Origin of the sequence: Microvirga terrestris (assembly GCF_015694425.1) — a bacterium.
Lineage (GTDB): Bacteria > Pseudomonadota > Alphaproteobacteria > Rhizobiales > Beijerinckiaceae > Microvirga > Microvirga terrestris.
Map to the genome: position 1 here is coordinate 53221 of NZ_JADQDN010000014.1, position 17726 is coordinate 70946.

The following is a 17726-nucleotide window of genomic DNA, read 5'->3' on the forward strand; positions in this document are numbered from 1 at the left end:
CTAGGAGATCCCGAATCTGTGGCGCGTCAATAACAAATCAACATTCAGCCATGCTGGGCTGTGTGCGGAGGCACGCAGCCCAGGAAAAGCTGTGTCTTTGGTCTAGCGGAGCACGAATCTTTGAGCCGCGGGACCCGTTGATGAGCCATCTATCCGGAATCCGGATGGCGTCGCACTGGCCGGCGTCTCATGCAGGCTGGCGATCACCGGGCGGGAGGCGGGTATCTGACCGGGGGCGGCCGAGCTGATCCTGGCGACCGGGCTCGCCGCGCCTGGAATCGTCCCAAGGTCGAAGGGACGCTCAGGCGGCAACGGGACATTGCTGGCGAGCACGCTAGGCATAACTGAAGGCTGGGAGGCTCGGACAGGAGCCTGGTAAGCCTCATTTTCAGGTTCGAAGCTGCGCAAAGCAATGGCTTGGCGTGGTGCGTTCGGCTGCGGAGCGGCCTGGGCAATCATGGTCGCAGGCGTGTTGGTGAGGTTGGCCGGCTGGCCATCCGTCCTAAGGCTTGCCATCAGGATTCGGTCGTCGCTTCCGTTGGTAGAAGCTCGACCCACATACTCCACCCTCACCCGGGCGGTGCCCTGCTGCCTGAAGCCGAGAGCCATGGCGGCGCGTTCGGAGACGTCGATCACCCGGTTGCCATGGAAGGGCCCGCGATCGTTGACGCGAACGATCATGGAATGGCCGTTCTGGAGATTCGTGACGCGGGCGTAGCTCGGCAACGGCATTGTCGTATGGGCAGCGGCGATCGAGGCGCGGTCGAACACCTCACCGTTCGCGGTCATCCGCCCGTGGAAGTTCGACCCATACCAAGACGCCAAGCCTTCGGCCGGACGCGGGGTCGCATCGGGAACGTAGGTGCGGCCGGCAACCGTATAAGGCTTGCCCACCATCTCCCGCCCGCCGCCCTTGGGAACAGGCTGCCCATCCGCGACGACCTTCGGGCTTGGAGCAACGCCATACTTGGGATCGATCCCGCCCCTGACATTCGAGGAGCAGTTTGCCGCCAGGAGGGCGATGGCCGTGACGCTTGCGACGCGGAGCACAGCCCGTTGAGTGAAGGACGGAATCTTTTCCCTCAGCCCGGTATTCGCTTCGGCGCAGTTGCAACGCATGTCGTCTCGCATCCTGTTGTCAGTACGGAGCATGGCTCAGTCCATATGTGCCCCGGACATCAAGCCAACGTGCTTTTCAGCCCTTAAAGGAAAGTTAAACGGCCGCGCTTGTCAATGGCAAAGCTCATGAAGTTGGTACTAAGTATCATTTAGACGCGAAAGCACAATTATTTCATTCGGTTGCAATCCGCACAAAGCTCGGTTGTGCGAATGTCATCGTTTTGGAGAACTTCCCCTCCCTTCGAAGAAATGGACAGGTTCCCATTAGGAAAAATCAGCACTTTCAATTGTTTGGCCTGCGACTGGGCTTCTGACGGCTGTCCTTTGCCTATAGAGCGGATTAGCCGCGCCAATCATGTGTCCTGCGGCCGGCATAACCAGATGTAGTTAATGAATTCAGTTGCTCTGTCGGTCGCTTTGTCGAATCGAGCAATTCTACAAAGGGAGCTATACGAGTTGACGACTTCGGGTTCGCAGCCTTAGAGATGGGCACAGTTCCGAACCGGCCTCGGGCGATTAGGAGAGGTGGCCGAGTGGTTTAAGGCAGCGGTCTTGAAAACCGCCGTGGGTGCAAGCCCACCGTGGGTTCGAATCCCACCCTCTCCGCCACTTTCTACCATCCATGGGCTGGATGAACTGGACCTGCAGATCTTTTAAGATCTCGGGATCGTAGTGATGTTCCCCCTAGCTCCCAGCGTTCGCGGAACTTGCCGGCGGCGAAGGACATATGCTCCCACAGCATTCAATGCCTGGCAAAAGGTAGCGGAGGCAGCAGAGCTTTCGCTGCCTGACTGTCGTTTCACCCTGCATCACGTGCCGGGCCAAACCGTACATCGGGTTGGGCTGACCGCTGCCGCCGAGGCGAGTGCCAAGAAGCGAACGGCCCGCGTGCAGCGCGTCGGATTGAGCCGTTCCTATCGCTTCAGCCTGGTCGAGAGCCCACTCGAAGATCTCACTGGCATTGTTCCACAGGAGGCGCGTCGAAATCCTGAACTGCGCGGCAAAGTGCCGGATCAGGGGCTCCACATGATTCTGAAAGACGCGTGAGAAGCTGTGTTCGGAAACAGGAACTCCAGGGATTTCTTCATTGTGAAGCACGATGGCCATCGTCTTTCCCTGGTCATCTACCGCAACGCTGATCCGTTCCAGATCAACTTGCAGATCGCGACCAAGCAACAGCATCGCGGCGGTCGTAGGAATGATGAGAGCGCCAAAATGCCATTGCGTCCACATGGATACGATCGCCCGGCGGTCGCCCCCGGCATGAACCTCCGAAAACCGGGCCATAAGGTTTTCCGAAGCATCTCGGTTGAGAAGATCACGGCCGGAGATGACGGAGTCGTGCTCTCCCGGGAGTGCCAGGGTATCCTTGTAGTGGACGAAGATTCCCGTGAAGCATGGGGCAAGTGAAGGGATCATAGCTGTTACTCTGCTACCCTTGGAGAGAGGCTGTTCTCTGTTTCCACATCAGAAGGAGTTCGTCGGCCTAGTAGAGCGACAACTGGAAGAGTCAGTATCGTAAAAGCTGCAGCAGTTCCGAAGCAGGCACCATAGCCGAAATGCTGCGTGATCCATCCCGATCCGATACCACCGATCATGCTGACGAGGGAGTCCATGCATTGAAGCAGCGTAAAGTCGATGCCGGCCTGGCGGAGGTCGGAGAGTTCCATGAACTTGGCGTATAACGCCACGAAACCGAACGCGAGAATCCCGGATGAGCTGGCCAGTCCCAATGTGATCAGCAGCAATTGTGGCATATTGCCTGACCACGCGGCGAAGCCAAGGCCTGATAACGCGGCGGTTTGCAGGATCGACGCCAGGATCATGATCGGCCGGGATCCCCAGGCTCTGACACAGGCACCTCCCAGGAGCGCGCAAGCAAAGCCGACGATCATCCCGCCTGCCCCATTGATCGTTCCAAGCGATGTCAGATCGAGACCGGCATCAATGAGGAAGGGGCCCAGCATGAAGAGACCCCATTTCTGGGAGGCGGCATAGAAAGCGGCAAGGACGAGGCCTTTGCGCATTTCAATGCGCCTGAGGGCCTGCCCTATCGAAGGCCGGTGCATACGCACCACTTCCGGCTTCCGTGCCGGCGCCAGCATGAACGGCAGACCGAGCATGCTGAGAAGCACTGCCATGGCAATCATCGCCCAGGTCCAGTTCATTTGGGTAACGATCACGAGGAACAAGCCGGATCCAATCGCCGCGCCGAGATAGGCACCTCCGACCTGCGCGGCATTACCCCAACCGTGGTATCGCTGACGGAGGCTCTCCACGGCATGCCCGTCGCACGCGATGTCAACCGTGGACGCCGCGAAGGCGATCACCACGAAGATCGCCATGATCGGCCAGATGTTCGTCGGGGCGATCAGGCCAGCCAGAACGAGGCCCGTTGCGGAGATTAGGCCGCCGACCAGCACAATCGAGCGCGAGCGGCTCGGGCCGTTTTCAGGCAGCCGAAAACGTTCGAGCGCAGGCGCCCACAGGAATTTCAGCACCCAGGGTAGGACCGCGAGGTAAGTCAGGCCGATGGAGTCGAGGGATACTCCATGGTCGCGAAGGACGCTTGGAAGGGCGGTGAACGTCACTCCGCTGATAATGCTCTGCCCGACATACAGCCCACCGACAGCCAGGACGATTGCTTCGGGTGATGCGAGACCTCGCCCTCTGATCTCCTGAGACATGGCTCTGCTCACCACCGGTACCGCAAGCTCGCAATGACCTTGCGGCCTTCATCCCAGTAGCAGTAGTTCGACGTGCAGACCTGACCGTCCTCGTCTAGCAGATTGGTGGCATTCACCTGGAAGCGCATGCCTTTCAGATTGGGATTGATGTTTTCCAGATCGTAGCGGAGCGCGACATCAAGATAGGTGCGCGGATCGTTCTCGATGATGGCGCGGTTGAGGTTGTCGCCGAAGCTGGCGCCCACATAGCGGACACCGCCGGCAATGCCGAGTCCCCTCGCTGGCCCCTCCTGGATCGTATAGTCGACCCAAAGCGAAGCCATGTGATTGGGCACGCTCGACAGCTGATTGCCTTCGGTCTCGGGGGTCAGCTTCAGGATCTGGGCATCGGTGTAGGAATAGGAAGCCTGAACGTTGAGCCCTTCCACTAGCGATGCCACAGCTTCAAGCTCGAAACCGCGCGAACGCACATCGAGCTGTACCTGCCGGTTCAAGCCATCGACCACCTGATAGATCACCGCATCATCCTGGCGCAGATCGAAGACGGCCGCCCGCACCGAGGCGTTGTAGCTCGGCAGGTCGTACTTCACGCCGACTTCGAGTTGTTCTCCCGTTGTCGGTTCAGCCACACTGCCGTTGAGGACAGTGCCGGGGTTGGGCGTGAAGGACGTGCCATAGCTCACGTAAGGCGCCAAACCGAGCTCGGTGACGTAGCCCAAGGCCGCCCGCCCGGTGAACTTGGAATCGTCCTGGTCGAACTCAGCTCCATTGGTTTCGAAATCGCTCGTCAGCCAGTCGTGACGGCCGCCCAGAGTCAGGCGCCAGTTCTGCCATTTGATCTGATCTTGAACATACAGGCCGGTCAGCGTCTGGGTCTGCTCATCGCGCTGGTATATACTGTCCGGATCGGTTCCGATGGGAACGGCGCCGAAAGCCAATTTGTTTCGATAGCTCAATCGACTGACATCGAGGCCGGCGAGAATGGTGTGATCTAGCGCTCCCGTTCTCACGCGGCTTTCGAGATGCGTATCAGTAACGACCCCCCAGTTCTGCTCGCGGACGAGCCCGGAGCTTGCGCCAAGGGAATAGTACTCCTGGTTGGTGCCCAGATCCGAGAACCTCAGGCGCTGACGTAGGGTGAACATGTCGCTGAAGCGGTGCTCGAACTCGTACCCGATCCGCCCCTGCTTCTGACGGTAGTCATTGTAGCGGGGATCTCCTTCGTAGACCCTGGTAGCGCCGATCACCCGGCCCGTCGAAACGCCATTCGGATCCAGTTCATAGTTGTTGACATAGGCCGCGCTTCCACCGGTGTTCGAGTCCATGTACTCGCCAAGCACCGTGAGGGTCGTCGCGTCGTTCGGCTTCCACGTGAAGGCGGGCGCGATGAAGACGCGGTCATCCTGCACCGCATCGATCTGGGTTCCCGCATCGCGAACGAGGGCGGTCAGGCGATAGAACAGGGTGTTGTCGGCGTTGACCGGCCCTGAGATGTCGAAGTTGCCCTGCAAGCGTCCATATGAGCCGGTCTGGACCTCGACTTCGCGGAAGGGCAGGAAGGTCGGGCGCTTTGAGATCAGATCCACGATGCCCCCGGTGCTGCTGGCGCCATAGATGGAAGCCGCAGGGCCACGCAGGATTGTGATGCCTTCAAGTCCGTAGGGCTCGAGCCGGAATAACCCGTTCGGGCTGTTGACCTGACGCAGTCCGTCGCGGAACACGCCCGTGTAGGTCAGGTCGATGCCGCGGATCGTGAAGGCGTCATAGCGTGGATCGAAACCATAACTTCCAACCCGCACTCCAGGCGTATAGGCAATCGCATCGAGTAGCGCCTGCGGCTTGCGGTCTTCGATCTGCTGTTGCGTGACGGTCGAGATGGATTGGGGCGTCTCCAGGAGAGGCGTGTCGGTTTTGGTCGCGCTGCGGGACGACGTGGCAACATAGCCGCTGGCCGAGATCGGACCGCCCTGTCCCTCACGCGTCCCCTCGACCGTCACCTCATCGAGTTGGATGGCGCCCTGCCCGCTGGTCTGAGAGAATGTTTTACCCGGGATAAAAGCAAGAGCAGTGGAGGCAAGGAGTACAAAGTGGAGCTTCACGGCGGAGACCTTCATTACACAACGATGGTTTCGGCCTATCAGGCACGATAAATACAAGTCAAATACTATAGTTTTTAATTATTTTAACTTGAAAATCCAATTTTATACTCGTTCTAAATTTCGATTAGAAGAATTATATTCTATAGTAATTCTAATTATGCATTCTCTGAATTCCATCAGATCGCTCAGTGCAGTTCAAAAGGAGATTAGGATTCATGCTATGAGGTGTGATCGCGCCGGAACACGCTGCATGAGGCTCAGCAGCTTTGCTCAGATTCTGCCGCCGCGGCTGGACCTTAATGGTGCGAGCAAGTGAGTTTAAAAAGGTAGCCCGGTATAGTTCTCGGACAGCGAGCGTGCCGCAGCCGTGGAGCTTCTGAGATAGTCGAACTCCGCTCTTTGAATGCGCCGGCCGAATGGATCCGTATCGGGAAAGGTGTGGAGAATGGACGTCATCCACCAGGAAAATCGTTCGGCTTTCCAAATGCGTGACAACACCCGCGCGGAATAGCCATCGATCCCGGCTGAGGACCGCTCGCCGTAGAACTCGATCAAAGCCTCCGCCAATGCGGCAACATCGCTTGCCGCGAGATTCAAACCTTTGGCCCCGGTCGGAGGCACGATATGGGCCGCATCGCCAGCGAGAAACAGGCGCCCGAAACGTAGAGGCTCGGCCACGAAGCTTCTCAAGGGGGCAATGGATTTCTCGATCGACGGACCTGTGACTAGGTTGTCAGCAGTCTCTCCATCCACGCGCCGCCGAAGCTCGTCCCAGAAACGCTGATCCGACCACTCCTCTACCCTGTCGCTCGACGGCACCTGAACGTAGTAGCGGCTGCGGGTGGGCGACCTCATGGAGCAGAGCGCAAACCCGCGCTCGTGATGGGCATAGATCAGTTCGTCGGCAACAGGCGGCTTGTCGACGAGGATTCCGAGCCATCCGAAGGGATAAACCCGCTCAAACGTTCGCAGCGCATCCTGAGGAACACTGGCGCGGGACACACCATGATAACCGTCGCAACCGGCAATGAAATCGCAGGCAATCTGGTGCTCGACGCCATCCTTGACATAGCGCACCTTCGGCGCCTCTTCGGCGAAGTCATGCAGGGATACATCTTCCGCTTCATAGATGGTGGTCAGGCCAGAGCCATCGCGGGCCTGCATGAGGTCCCGCGTCACCTCCGTCTGCCCATAGACGGTGACCGTGCGGTCGATCAGATCGCGAAAGTTGAAGCGGTGACGGTCACCATCGAAGCAGAATTCGACGCCCTCATGAACGAGACCTTCCGCATGCAGCTTCTCGCCGACCCCTGTCCTGTCCAGGAGTTCGACCGTCCCCTGTTCCAGCACGCCCGCGCGGATGCGGCCCAGGACGTAGTCCTGACTGCGGCGCTCCAGGATAACGGTTTCGATCCCAGCAATCTCCAGGAGCCGTCCCAGCAGGAGTCCCGCAGGACCCGAGCCGATGATGGCCACCTTCGTGCGCATGGCAATTTCTCCGAGAGGACTGGAATAAGTCCATTGCTGGAGGTCAGGATGAACCTCACCCGCCCAATGGCCAATAGACAAAGCAAGCATAGGCTTGGACATTTCGAACATCCGACGCAGCCTGACGGAGCGAGCGTTCTTGGCCAGCAGCACCATTCCAAGCTATGCTCTCTATGGAGAACTCGGCCGTGACTCCAGTGCCGAGTGGGTCCATTGCGAGGCCATACAGACCCGCAGCCACTTGCACAATTACAGGATCCAGCCTCATCGGCATGAGCAGCTGTTCCAGGTTCTCCATCTGACAGGCGGAACGGCCGAGATCACCATCGACGGCAGGAGCAACGAACTCAGCGGCCCGTTCGTCATTGCGCTGCCGCCCATGGCGGTTCATGGCTACACGTTCTCGCCCGATGTCAGCGGCACGGTCGTGACACTCTTCGAAAGCCGTCTTTCGCAGATCCTCGCCGACATGAATGGCATACGGGACATATTCCGGTCTGTGCAACTGATCCGTCTTCACGAGCAGGAGGACTTGGCGCAGGCCTTGGCTGCCGATATGGCCTCGCTCGCAGCAGAATTTGCAGGCCGCGCCTCCGGACGGCTGGAAGCCATCGAGGCGCGACTGCTTCTCATTCTCATCGCCTTGCATCGCATCCAAGGTTCCGGTCAGGGCACACTCTATGGTCCAGGGCAAAGATCTCGCGGACACGCGTGGCGCTTCCACGAACTGGTGGAAAAGAACTACCGCAGCCATCAACCCGTCGAGATTTATGCCAACCGGCTGGGTTTGACCCCGCCGCACCTCAACAGAATCTGCCGTGAACATTTCGGCGACACAGCACTGGGCATGGTCCACCAGCGGCTCATTCTTGAAGCCAAGCGTTACCTCACCTTCACGACCCTGACTGCCAAGGAGATTGCCCTCGTCCTCGGGTTTGAAGATCCTGCCTATTTTACGCGCTTCTTCAAACGGCAGGCCGGCGTTTCACCGCTGACATTCCGGGCAATGCAGCAGAATATGACTGTCAGAGGCTAGGCGACGGCAGAAACATCCGAGGTGACATGACGTTACCTCGCAAGGAGGTGCCTGCCTTTGTCCGATACAGACCGAAAGAACCCTGGAGACGAGGATGCGCCGGGTTCGAAGCAGACCGGAGAGAACATCTGCCCGACCTGCAGCGGATCCGGTCGTCGCGACGAACGCCCCTGTCCGGATTGCGGTGGTTCAGGCCGGATCACCGCTATCATTGGCGATGCCTGAAGGCCGTTAATTTCTGCCCGTAGAGGCAGAGAAGCTCATTGAGCCGACCAGTGCCTGAACGTGTCTCAAGCCAGCCGCGGTTGCGACAATCATCTGCGGCAGCACCATCCATTCAAGCGTCCAGGCGGCGCCGGATCGCTCGTTCTCGTGGACGAGGCTCTGATGGAGGGTGCCGAGAAGGCCCGCATTGAAGCGAGCCAGCGTGACGAGCACCTCTGCCGGAACGGGGTTGGACTTATGCGGCATCGCTGAAGACCCGCCGCCCGTGGCGAGGCGCACCTCGGCCACTTCGTTCTGCGCCATCAAGGCTACGTCCTGGCCGATCTTTCCCAGGGTTCCGGAGAGAAGCGAGAGGAAAGCTGCGAACTCTCCGATCCGGTCCCTTTGTGAGTGCCAGGACGGCGCCGAGCTGAGCCCAAGAATCTCGGCCATGGCGATGGCAACGGCGTCACCATGGCCCTTCCACTCGGCCCGGGTGCCGATGGGGCCGCCGAGTTGGACCACGAGCAGTCCCGGCACAAGCGTTTGAAGCGCCTCCCGATGCCGTTCCAGCGGCTGAAGCCATGTATCGATCTTGTCGGCGGCCACAAAGGGAAGCGCCTGCTGCATGCGGGTGTGCGCCATCAAAGGCGTCGCACCATCGCGATCCTTCAAAGCGCGAAAGGCATGGAGGAGCGCATCAAGCCGATGTTCGAAGATCTCAACCACGCTCCTCAGGCGAAGCATGAGAGCCGTGTCGATGATGTCTTGGCTGGTCGCGCCGAGATGAACGGCCTTGGCGTGAGCGTCGCCGACAGCGGTTCGAAGCTGCCTGACGAAAGCCGGAACAATGACGCCGTCCTGTGCCAATCCCGCAGCCAGAGCGCCCCAATCGACTTGGAAAGCGCCACAGGCCTCTGCAATTCGGCTTGCCGCCTCGTCGCTGATCAGACCAACGCGAGCCTCGGCCTGCGCGAGGGCGGCCTCGACCCGCAGCAACGCCGAGAGTTCGACCTCATTGGAGAACAGCGCCCCCACCTCCTCGTCCCCAACGAGGGCCTCTAATAAGGAGTATGGGAGCGTTTGTGTCATCATGGTCAGCAGCTTAAACAGCCTCAAGGGCGATGGAAATGCCCTGCCCTACGCCGACGCACATGGTGGCCAATGCGCGTTTCTTGCCTCGAAGCTTCAGCTCGAGCGCAGCGGTGCCGGTAATGCGGGCGCCGGACATGCCGAGCGGATGCCCCAGGGCAATGGCGCCGCCATTCGGGTTCACATGCTCGGCATTCTCCGGGATTCCGAGTTCGCGAAGGACGGCAAGGCCTTGGCTGGCGAAAGCTTCATTCAACTCTACCACGTCGAAGTCCGTAGGCTTGAGGCCGAGGCGAGCGCAGAGCTTCTTCGTGGACGGGGCTGGTCCGATGCCCATAATCCGCGGTGGCACTCCCGCCGTTGCCCCACCGACCACCCGGGCAATCGGTTCGAGCCCGTACTTCCGGACGGCGTCCTCGGAGGCAATGATCAACGCTGCCGAGCCGTCATTGACGCCTGATGCATTGCCTGCGGTCACCGTGCCCTCCTTGCGGAACGGTGTGGAAAGCTTGGCGAGTTGCTCCAAGGTAGTGTCACCGCGGGGATGTTCGTCCTTGTCGACCACTACTGGGTCGCCCTTACGCTTGGGGATCGTGACCGGCACGATCTCCTGCGCCAGACGTCCGTTTGCCTGAGCGGCGGCGGCCTTCCTCTGCGAGCGCAGGGCGAAGGCATCCTGATCTTCGCGGGAGACGCCGAAATCGGCCGCAACGTTCTCTCCGGTCTCAGGCATGGAATCGATGCCGTATTGTTGCTTCATCAGTGGGTTGATGAAGCGCCAGCCTATGGTCGTGTCGTAGATCTCGGCATTGCGAGAGAAAGCTGAATCGGCCTTGGGCATCACGAACGGCGCGCGTGACATGGATTCGACGCCGCCTGCTATCATGATCTCGGCCTCGCCCGCCTTGATGGCACGGGCTGCGGCAATAACGGCATCCATGCCTGAGCCGCAGAGGCGGTTCATGGTCGTCCCGCCGATCGAGCCGGGCAGGCCTGCGAGCAGCACCGCCATGCGGGCGACGTTTCGGTTATCCTCGCCAGCCTGATTGGCGCAGCCATAGATCACATCGTCGACGGCTTCGAAATCCAGATTTGGATGGCGTTCTAAAAGCGCCCTCAATGGCACTGCGGCGAGATCATCGGCCCGCACGCTCGACAGAGCACCACCATACCGACCAATGGGTGTGCGCGCATAGGCGCAGATATAGGCTTCACGCATCTTAAGACCCCTTCTTCCCGCCATGCGCCCGCTCGGTTCTGGCCTGAATCTCGCGCAGGGTGGTGAGTTCGAGTTCGGATGGCGGAGGTGTTTCCTCTAGACGGTCGGAGAAGCGCACCTTCCAGCCGCAGGTTTCCTGAAGCTTATCGCGGGTCACCCCGCGATGCATCGATACCACCGTAAATTCTTTTGTCTCGGGATCCGGCTTCCAGATGGCCAAATCGGTAATCAGGAGCGTCGGCCCCTTGGTGGTGATGCCAAGGCGCTCACGGTGGTTGCCGCCCTCGCCGTGGCCGAAGGAGGTGTAGAAGTCGATCTTGTCCACCATGCCGCGGGTCGCCTGCTTCATGGTGATGAACACCTCCTGGCAGGAGGTGGCGATTTCGGGTGCGCCGCCGCCGCCGGGCAGGCGCACCTTGGGCTTGTGGTAGTCGCCGATCACCGTGGTGTTGATGTTGCCGAAGCGGTCGAGCTGTGCGGCTCCCAGGAAGCCGATGGAGATGCGCCCGCCCTGGAGCCAGTACCGGAACATCTCGGGCACCGATACGGTGGTGACCGCTGTCTCGCAGAGTTCGCCGTCTCCGATGGAAAGCGGCAGAACGCTCGGAGCGGTGCCGATGGTGCCGCTTTCATAGATCAGGGTGATATCTGGGGCATGGGTGAGCCGCGCCACGTTGCAGGCGGCTGACGGAGCCCCGATGCCGACAAAGCAGACATCATCGTTGGACAGGGCCCGCGCCGCTGCAATCGTCATCATCTCGTTAGGGGTGAAGTCGGAGAGGTTCGCCATTCTTAGAGCCCCTTCACTCGGGTGGCGAAGACCTCAGGCCCTGCCCCCAGCACGTTCTCTCTCATCCAAGCCGTGAAGAGATCACGGTCTGCGGAGATCTTGTCCCATTCGAGATAAGCCGCGTTGTCGCGATCATAGTAGCCATGGGTGTAGGACGGATGCGCTCCGCCTGGAACACGGGCAATGGACGAAACGGTCCAATGCGGTAGCACGCAAAGGTTCGGGTGGAGATCATCGAAATCCTCCACAATCTCCTCCACCGTGACGACCGAACGTTTGGAGGCGAGCACGGCCTCCTTCTGCACCCCGATGATGCCCTCGACCAACACGTCGCCGCGCCGATTAGCTTTCTGAGCATGGATGACGGCAACATCCGGCCGATGGGCTGGCACCGCCGCGAGTTCCTCGCCGGTGAACGGGCAGGTTATGCTCCTGATCGATGGGTTGACTTCTTTCAGGCCTGCCCCGCGGTATCCGCGGAACACGGCGCAGGGCAGTCCGGCCGCGCCGGCCTCGTAGGCGTTGGCCATGGCCGCGTGGCTATGCTCCTCGGTCTCGATGGGGCGAGGCCAGCTGTTCTCGATGGCATCGCGCATCCGGCGCAGGAGGCCGACGCCCGGATTGCCCGCATAGGAGAAGATCACCTTCTTCACCAATCCCATGCCGATCATCTGATCGTAAATGATGTCGGGGGTCATGCGGATCAGGGTGAGGTCCTTGATCCCTTGCCGTATCACCTCATGGGCGGCGGCTTGGGGGATCAAATGGGTGAAACCCTCGAAGGCGATGGTATCGCCGTCGCGCAGGTTTTCGGCAACAGCCTCCTTGAGGCTCTGAAACTTGGCCATGATACGCTTTCGGGTCGATGATCAGATGTCGAAGAACACGGTTTCCTTCTCACCCTGCAGGTGAATGTCGAAGGTGTATGTCGGCAGCCCGTTCTCCTCGCCGCGAATGGCGATCAGGGTCTGCACCCGGTGCTTGTGCTCGATGCGGGCGAGAACCGGGCATTGTGCGTTGGCCGCCTCCTCGTCGCTGAAGTACAGGCGCGTATGCAGGCCGATATTGATGCCGCGGGCTACGATCCAGAACGTGATGTGCGGTGCCATCGGGCGGCCGTCCTTGTAGGGAACCCGACCGGGCTTGATCGTCTCGAAGCGGTACTCGCCTGTGATCCCATCGGTCGGTTGGCGTCCCCATCCGACGAAGTTGGGATCCGCCTTGCCGCGCTTCTCCTCGGGGCTGTTGTAGAGCCCGTCGGCATCCGCCTGCCAGATCTCGATCAACGCATCCTTGAGCGGTGTTCCGCTGCCATCGAACACGCGTCCTTTGATGATGACCTGCTCGCCCTTGGTGTCTGGACCAACGAGGACGAGACCGAGATCCTCCTCCCACACGCCTGTGATCTCGACCCAGTTCGGGGTGGCACCGATATGGATGTAGGGGCCGGCTGTCTGCGAGGGGGATTCCTTCAACGTAGTGAGCTTCTGAACCATCAGTTCCCCTCCATCCGGTTCTCGAACATGGTCGACCGGCGCCCGCGCAGCACGATGTCGAACTTATAGGCTAGCGAGTCCATGGGCAGGGTGGCATTGCGGTCGAGGGCGGCGATCAGCTGCTCGATGCCTGCCTTGTCCGGTATCGTCGAAACGATGGGGCACTGCCAGATCATCGGATCGCCCTCAAAGTACATCTGCGTAATGAGACGCTGGGCGAAGGCGTGGCCGAAGACTGAGAAGTGAATATGCGCAGGTCGCCAGTCGTTGACGCCGTTCGGCCAGGGATAGGCGCCTGGCTTGATGGTCCGGAACCAGTAGCGGCCTTCCTCATCGGTGATTGCGCGCCCGCAGCCGCCGAAATTCGGGTCGATGGCGGCGAGATAGGTCTCTTTCTTGTGGCGGTAGCGGCCGCCGGCATTGGCCTGCCAGAACTCCAACAATGCGCCCGGCACCGGACGGGCATTCTCGTCCAGCACACGGCCATAGACGATGATGCGCTGGCCGATGGGATCGCCTGTTTTGGCGAAGTTGCGGATGAGGTCGTTGTCGAGCGGTCCGATCTTGTTGTGGCCGAACCGAGGACCAGTCATCTCTGAGATGGTATTGTCGAGCGACAGCAACGGGTACTGGGGCGAGCGCAGCACAGATGTCTTGTACTGGGGCGTGAACGCGGCCGGATGCCAATTCCGATCCCGCTGATAGAACGATCCTTGGTCCGACATTCCTGGCTCTCCCTCCCGGCGCCTGACACGGCTCCGCCTATGCCGAACCTGCTATTTGCGAGGCTCGGGATCTGCATCCATTTCCGCGTAAGTCTTCTTGACGATCTTGATGGCATGGTTCGCCGCAGGAACCCCCGCATAGACGGCCACGTGCATCAACGCCTCCTTGATGTCGTCCATCGTGGCGCCCGTATTGCGGGTGGCGCGGACATGCATCGCCACCTCGTCGTCCTGGCCCAGGGCGGCGAGCAGCGCGATGGTCACGATCGAGCGCTCCCGCTTGGTGAAATGCGGCCGCGACCAGACCGAACCCCAGGCTCCTTCGGTGATGAAGGTCTGAAAATCGGTGTCGAACTCTGTCATCTGGGCCGTCGCCCGATCCACATGAGCATCGCCCAGAACCTGGCGGCGAACCGCCATGCCGGCCTTGTAGCGCTCGCTCTCGTTGTTCTCAGACAAGGCCTGCCTCCTTGAGATGCTGCTTGATGAGCCCCGATAGTTCGGTGGGCTTTTCGATACAGGGAATGTGCCCTGCCCCTTCGATGAGTGCAAACCGGGCACTCGGAATGAGATCGGCAGTTCCCTTCACCACTTCCGCCGGTGTCGAGCCATCCTGGTCGCCCGCGACGCAGAGGGTCGGCGTCGCGATACGGCCGGCGTCGGGCCTGAGGTCGGCATCGCGGATCGCCGCACAGGTGCCGGCATAACCGTGAGCCGGAGTGCGGACCAGCATGTTGCGCCAGCCGGTGAGTTCATCGGGCCGTGTCTCGTGAAACACTGGCGTAAACCAGCGCTGGAGGACGGCGTCGGCGATCGGCTCAATCCCATGCTGCTCCACGGCGCCAATCCGATCTGCCCAGAGTTCGGCTGTGCCGATCTTCGCCGCTGTGCAGCAGAGAGTGATGCATTGTACCCGGTCAGGCGCTCGCACGGCCATGCGCTGTGCGATCATCCCGCCAACTGAAAGCCCTACGAGAGATGCCTTTTCTATGGCAAGGCGATCAAGGAGCGCGATGAGGTCATCGGTATGATCGTCGATGCTATATGGCGCAGACGGTGCGTCCGATAGGCCATGTCCCCGCTTGTCGTAAAGAATAACCCGAAACCGCTCGGTGAACGCTGGCGCGACCTCCTGCCAGATCCGCAGATCGCTCCCAAGGGAGTTGATGAATACGAGAACCGGCCCTTCGGCTCCCCCGAGCACCTGATAGTGAAGAACGATGTCATTGACGTGTGCGAATGCCATCTCTCACCTCGACCCCTTTCATCCCTATCGGGCAGCAGAGCATCGCTCCAAAGTCTAATGTTGTGTTCGCTATGCGAACATTGAACTTCATATCGCACATGTAGTACGATCGTCGCCTAGGGTGTCAAGGCTACCAAAGTCCAGCAAATCACCCGGAGCACCTATGCAGGATCAACCGACCGAAGATCAGGGCGTGGGAGACCGTGACTTCGTTGCGAGTCTCGAAAAAGGTTTGCTTGTTATTGAGGCTTTCGATGCGAGCCGGCCTCGGCTCACCCTATCCGATGTCGCAAACCTGACCGGCATCACCCGAGCGGCCGCCCGGCGCTATCTGCTGACTCTCGCCAAGCTGAGCTATGCCGAGTTCGATGGACGCTATTTCAGCCTCACTCCTCGGATCCTGCGCCTCGGCTATGCCTATCTTTCTTCCGCATCCCTCTCGGCTCAGGTACAGCCCTTTTTGGAACGGATCTCCGAGGAGACGGGGGAGTCGAGTTCGGCTGCAATCCTCGATGGAGATGACATCGTCTACGTCGCCCGTTCTGCCACGCGCCGGATCATGTCGATCGGTCTTGGAGTCGGAAGCCGCCTCCCCGCCCACTGCACTGCCTTGGGCCGGGCAATCCTGGCCTATCAGGCGGAGGGTGCGCTCAAAGGATATCTGCAGCGGGTCCGGTTGGAGGCTCGCACACCCAAGACCATCACAGACAAGTCCGTGTTTCAAGCAGCCCTCGAAGCGACCCGCAGCCAGGGATACGCGATCGTCAATGAGGAACTCGAATATGGACTTCGCTCCATTGCCGTGCCGGTTGTTCAGAAGAACGGAAGGGTAACCATCGCCCTCAACCTCAGCGCTCAGGCCGGACGTATCTCAGCCGAGGAGATGAAGGAGCGGTTCCTGCCGCTATTGAAGTCAGCAAGCGAGACGCTGCGCTACATGCTCTGAGCCGCAGCTACTGAGCGGCATCCGAGGAGAGCGCGCGCTTCCTCAGTCGTGGCAATACGGTGCCCATGCCTCTCGACAGCGAGCACCGCATGCTCCACCAACTCGGCATTGCTCACCGCAAGGCGGTTCTTCGCGATGCGAATATTGTCCTCAAGACCTGTACGGACCGCATCGGCATCCCGGTTGAGCGCCCAGTCCATAACCTTGGCTTGATGCCGGCCGATGCCCGCTGCTGTCCAGGTGCAGTTTGGGAACAGGTGCTTGGCCTCCTTTAGGAGAATATCGAGCAGTCGCTCCTCGGCAGGCAGCGCATTCTGAACGCCCATGACGAACTGGATATGAGGCTGCTCGTCCATGAGCCCTTTGTCGGCCAGCCGTCTTGCTCCGTGAAGATGGGATAGGTCGAAGATCTCGATCTCTGGTCGGATCCCGAACTCCTTCATCTTGCCCGCCATGTCCTCCACGAGGCTCGTATGGTTGTCGTAGACGATGGTCGGGAAGTTGACGGAACCGGTCGACAGGGAAGCCATGTTCGGCCGCAAATAGAGGGCGCTGCTGCGCTGGCCCGGGTCCCGCCCCCGCCCTCCGGTGGAGAACTGGATGATCATGCCTGGGCATTGTTCGGCAATTCCGGCTTGGACAGCCGCAAAACGCTCAGGATCGGATGAGGGTGTTTCATCGTCGTTGCGTACATGGATATGGACAAGCGTCGCACCGACCTCATAGGCCTGCCGTGTCGATTCGACCTGCTCGGTCGGCGTTATCGGCACAGCCGGATTGTCCTTCTTGCGCGGAACTGAGCCAGTGATCGCGACGGCAATGACAACTGGTTTCACGCCCTTCCTCCGAACTCAAGCAGCGGCACCTCGTCAGAGGACATAGAGCGCGGCATTTATTTGTCCCCAGTCTATGTTCTTCAAAACAGGGTTCACGGTTCCTATTTTTGTGGGAGGGGAGCGCGTGGCCTCCTGGTTTCCCTTGCACAAATCACTTGCAAAGTGTGTTGGGATGTTTATATCGGCGCTTCCTTTGGGCCTTGTGGGTTTGAGGGTGCTGTTTTTCCCGACATTGCGGGTTTGTGGCCTGAGGCGTGAGCTTCAGCTTTGCTTTGCCGTGTTGGGGTGTCCTGGAGGGTTGTCTTCCGGGTGTAGCCAAGAGCTGTGGCGGTTCGACAGGGTCGGGCGCGTCTGTTTCGGCTCCTCTGGCGGTTCTTGTCCGGCATGGGCTGCGGGTTTTGGGCCTGGCAGCAAGGTCAACGCGGAGATGATCTCATTTCTGCGGACGGTAATTCTGTATCTGTACTTGTACAGCTGCAGCTTTTCTTCGAGAAGAGCTTATAAATTCTTGTCGAATGCTGTTGACACGGGTCCTGGCTTTGACTAGATAGGGTTCATCGACGGCGAGTTGCTTTGGTGGCTGGCCTGACGGGGCCTCCTGATCCTGCTGCTTCAAGCGGCTGGGGTTGTGTGAGGTTCTTTTTCTGTCCCTTCGGGGGGTGGAATTTTGCTCTTTGACATTGTTGAGAGGGGAAGAGAAGCGTAGGCGGCGGTGTCCTTGCGCCGATCCGCAAGGATCGGAT

16 protein-coding genes and 1 tRNA gene are annotated in these 17726 nt (G+C 59.9%); 3 read left to right on the top strand and 14 right to left on the bottom strand.

Features of this window, described 5'->3' with window-relative positions:
• Positions 1-102: 102 nt before the first annotated feature.
• Entirely contained in the window at positions 103-1152 is a 1050-nt protein-coding gene (locus I2H36_RS18330; RefSeq protein WP_246718898.1) for a septal ring lytic transglycosylase RlpA family protein, read from the bottom strand.
• Positions 1153-1638: 486 nt separating this feature from the next.
• Between I2H36_RS18330 and I2H36_RS18335 the strand changes: the two genes are divergently transcribed.
• A tRNA-Ser gene (locus I2H36_RS18335) sits at positions 1639-1728 on the top strand.
• A 75-nt stretch (positions 1729-1803) separates the two neighbouring features.
• On the opposite strand, the gene fhuF is transcribed toward I2H36_RS18335, so the two are convergent.
• The 4 genes from fhuF to pobA form a co-directional block, all read right to left on the bottom strand.
• On the bottom strand, positions 1804-2538 hold the full coding sequence (gene fhuF, locus I2H36_RS18340) for a siderophore-iron reductase FhuF (protein ID WP_196265345.1): 735 nt from the start codon (positions 2536-2538) through the stop codon (positions 1804-1806).
• A 5-nt stretch (positions 2539-2543) separates the two neighbouring features.
• Entirely contained in the window at positions 2544-3806 is a 1263-nt protein-coding gene (locus I2H36_RS18345; protein WP_196265346.1) for an MFS transporter, read from the bottom strand.
• An 8-nt stretch (positions 3807-3814) separates the two neighbouring features.
• Positions 3815-5905 (bottom strand): TonB-dependent siderophore receptor, encoded by a 2091-nt coding sequence (locus tag I2H36_RS18350; protein ID WP_196265347.1) that lies wholly within the window; start codon positions 5903-5905, stop codon positions 3815-3817.
• Positions 5906-6223: 318 nt separating this feature from the next.
• On the bottom strand, positions 6224-7393 hold the full coding sequence (gene pobA, locus I2H36_RS18355; RefSeq protein WP_196265348.1) for a 4-hydroxybenzoate 3-monooxygenase: 1170 nt from the start codon (positions 7391-7393) through the stop codon (positions 6224-6226).
• A 139-nt stretch (positions 7394-7532) separates the two neighbouring features.
• Here pobA and I2H36_RS18360 point away from each other — a divergent pair, with 139 nt between their 5' ends.
• Positions 7533-8429 (top strand): helix-turn-helix domain-containing protein, encoded by an 897-nt coding sequence (locus I2H36_RS18360; RefSeq protein ID WP_196265349.1) that lies wholly within the window; start codon positions 7533-7535, stop codon positions 8427-8429.
• Positions 8430-8660: 231 nt separating this feature from the next.
• On the opposite strand, the gene I2H36_RS18365 is transcribed toward I2H36_RS18360, so the two are convergent.
• The 8 genes from I2H36_RS18365 to pcaD are packed head-to-tail and all read right to left on the bottom strand — an operon-like array spanning position 8661 to position 15201.
• Positions 8661-9728, bottom strand: a complete 1068-nt coding sequence (locus I2H36_RS18365) for a 3-carboxy-cis,cis-muconate cycloisomerase (protein WP_425523320.1) — start codon at positions 9726-9728, stop codon at positions 8661-8663.
• Positions 9729-9738: 10 nt separating this feature from the next.
• Positions 9739-10944 carry a 3-oxoadipyl-CoA thiolase gene (pcaF, locus tag I2H36_RS18370; protein WP_196265350.1) on the bottom strand — a complete coding sequence of 402 codons (1206 nt, stop codon included), beginning with the start codon at positions 10942-10944 and terminating at the stop codon, positions 9739-9741.
• Between the two features lies 1 nt (position 10945).
• Entirely contained in the window at positions 10946-11734 is a 789-nt protein-coding gene (locus I2H36_RS18375) for a CoA-transferase subunit beta (RefSeq protein ID WP_196265351.1), read from the bottom strand.
• Between the two features lie 2 nt (positions 11735-11736).
• A complete protein-coding gene (locus tag I2H36_RS18380; protein WP_196265352.1) occupies positions 11737-12582 on the bottom strand; it encodes a CoA transferase subunit A in 846 nt (281 codons plus the stop codon).
• Positions 12583-12603: 21 nt separating this feature from the next.
• Entirely contained in the window at positions 12604-13230 is a 627-nt protein-coding gene (gene pcaG, locus I2H36_RS18385) for a protocatechuate 3,4-dioxygenase subunit alpha (RefSeq protein WP_196265353.1), read from the bottom strand.
• Positions 13230-13955, bottom strand: coding sequence for a protocatechuate 3,4-dioxygenase subunit beta (pcaH, locus tag I2H36_RS18390; RefSeq protein WP_196265354.1), 726 nt, complete (start codon positions 13953-13955; stop codon positions 13230-13232). The genes pcaG and pcaH overlap by 1 nt, the downstream gene beginning before the upstream one ends.
• Positions 13956-14006: 51 nt before the next feature.
• Positions 14007-14414, bottom strand: a complete 408-nt coding sequence (gene pcaC, locus I2H36_RS18395; protein ID WP_196265355.1) for a 4-carboxymuconolactone decarboxylase — start codon at positions 14412-14414, stop codon at positions 14007-14009.
• Positions 14407-15201, bottom strand: coding sequence for a 3-oxoadipate enol-lactonase (gene pcaD, locus I2H36_RS18400; RefSeq protein ID WP_196265356.1), 795 nt, complete (start codon positions 15199-15201; stop codon positions 14407-14409). Before pcaD ends, pcaC begins: the two co-directional genes overlap by 8 nt.
• Positions 15202-15364: 163 nt before the next feature.
• On the opposite strand from pcaD, the gene I2H36_RS18405 reads away from it, so the two are divergent.
• Positions 15365-16147, top strand: a complete 783-nt coding sequence (locus I2H36_RS18405) for an IclR family transcriptional regulator (protein ID WP_210331137.1) — start codon at positions 15365-15367, stop codon at positions 16145-16147.
• On the opposite strand, the gene I2H36_RS18410 is transcribed toward I2H36_RS18405, so the two are convergent.
• Positions 16135-16983: a 3-oxoadipate:acetyl-CoA acetyltransferase gene (locus I2H36_RS18410; protein ID WP_196265357.1), complete on the bottom strand. Its 849-nt coding sequence runs from the start codon at positions 16981-16983 to the stop codon at positions 16135-16137. The two genes, I2H36_RS18405 and I2H36_RS18410, sit on opposite strands and share 13 nt — an antisense overlap.
• Between the last annotated feature and the right edge of the window lie 743 nt (positions 16984-17726).